This is a genomic window from Longimicrobium sp., assembly GCF_036554565.1.
Lineage (GTDB): Bacteria > Gemmatimonadota > Gemmatimonadetes > Longimicrobiales > Longimicrobiaceae > Longimicrobium.
In genome coordinates, this window is record NZ_DATBNB010000398.1 from 1 (window position 1) to 1795 (window position 1795).

At 70.1% G+C, this 1795-nt stretch carries 2 protein-coding genes; both read left to right on the top strand.

From position 1 onward, the window contains the following. Positions 1–232: 232 nt before the first annotated feature. Positions 233–1270, top strand: a complete 1038-nt coding sequence (locus tag VIB55_RS11030; protein WP_331876714.1) for a LacI family DNA-binding transcriptional regulator — start codon at positions 233–235, stop codon at positions 1268–1270. A 76-nt stretch (positions 1271–1346) separates the two neighbouring features. Next, positions 1347–1795 (top strand): 3-oxoacyl-ACP synthase III family protein (locus VIB55_RS11035; protein ID WP_414681446.1); only part of this gene is annotated, 449 nt, incomplete at its 3' end.

The following is a 1795-nucleotide window of genomic DNA, read 5'->3' on the forward strand; positions in this document are numbered from 1 at the left end:
CCCCCTCTCCCGCAAGCGGGGCGCAAGCGGGAGAGGGGGAGAATTCGTGTGCGTCTCAGCTAGCTCCCTGGACTCGGCTTCGCGTGGCAGTCCGCGAAGGCGGACTTCGGGCCCTTGTTGCCGCGACTTCAGTCGCCCAGCAGGGCCGGCGCCTCCGCCCGAACGCCGAGGCGCTCAACCAAAACTCTTGACAATCGATTTGCCAATACGTATTACCTAATACGTATCAGCAATGACGACGCCTCCTCCCTCTCCCGCCCGCCGCGTTACGACGCACGACGTTGCCCGACGCGCCGGCGTGTCGCAGGCCACCGTCTCGCTGGTGCTGGGAGGCAACCCCCGGGCGCGGGTGTCGGCGACGACGCGGGAGCGGGTGGTGCTGGCGGCGGGGGAGCTGGGCTATCGGCCCAACATGCTGGCCCGCGGGCTGGTACAGCGGAAGTCGTACGCGCTGGGCGTGATGGTGCCGGACCTGAGCAACCCGTTCTTCCTGGATGTGGTCACCGGCGTTCAGCGCGTGGCAGCAGAGGCGGGTTATGCGGTTCTTCCCGGCGACGTCCGCGAAACCAACGCCGCGCGGCATCTCGACGCCCTCCGCGCCCGGCAGGTGGACGGGCTGATCCTGGACGGCATCGGCGCGCTGGCGCTGCCGGAGAGCGCGCTGGCCGACCTGAAGGTGGTGCTGGTGGACGAGCCGTCAGAGCGCTGGCCGGGGGTCGCCAGCGACGCGCTGGGCGCGGGACGGCTGGCGGCGGAGCACCTGGTCGGGCTCGGCCACACCCGGCTGGCATTCGCGGGGCCCGCCACGGACGTGCACGGCTTCAGGATGCGCGAACGTGGCTTCTTCCAGGTGCTGCGCGCGCACGGGATCGGTCTGCCGTCGGATCGGCTGCGCAGGGTGGCGCCGGACGTGGCGGGGGGGCTGCAGGCGATGAAGGCGCTGCTTGCGCTGGGTCCGGTAGAGCGACCGACAGCCGTGTTCTGCGCCAACGACCTGGTTGCCGCGGGCGCCCTCAAGGCCTGCCTGACCGCGGGAGTGAGTGTGCCGGGAGAGATGAGCATCGTGGGATGCGACGATGTTGAGCTGGCCCGAGTCCTCACGCCGGAGCTGACGACGATCCGCGTCCCCGCCCGCGAACTGGGAGCCCGCGCCGCCCGCCTGCTCCTGAAGCAGCTGGAAGACGAGTCCTGGGTCCCGCGCCCCACCAAGCCGCTGCCAGTGAAGCTGGTGGCGCGAGGGACGACCGCACGGCCCCGGATCAGGGAATAGCCGGCATCGCCAGCCGTTACTTTCGCACTTTCGCACTTTCGCACTTTCGCACTCACGCACTTTCGCACTTCCCTACATGCGCCAGGCCGTCATCACCGGAACGGGGTCCTACGTCCCCGAGCGCGTCGTCACCAACGCGGAGCTGTCCGCCGCGCTGGGTGAGGACGTGGACGGCTTCGTCAGCAACACTCTGGGCATCCGCGAGCGCCGCTGGTGCCGCGACGACGAATCCACCGCCGACCTGGCCGAGAACGCCGCTCGCCGCGCCCTGCACGACGCCGGTCTGCAGCCCTCCGACGTGGACCTGCTGATCGTATCCACCGACACCCCCGAGTACGTCTCCCCCGCCACCGCCTCCGTGCTGCACGGACGGCTGGGGATGCGGCCGGACGCAGGGACGTTCGACGTGAACAGCGCCTGCGCGGGATTCGCCACGGCGCTGGACGTCGCGTGGAAGTACCTGCGCGCCGACGAGCGGTACTGGCGCGTGCTCGTGGTCGCGGTCTACGCGATGTCGAAGTTCCT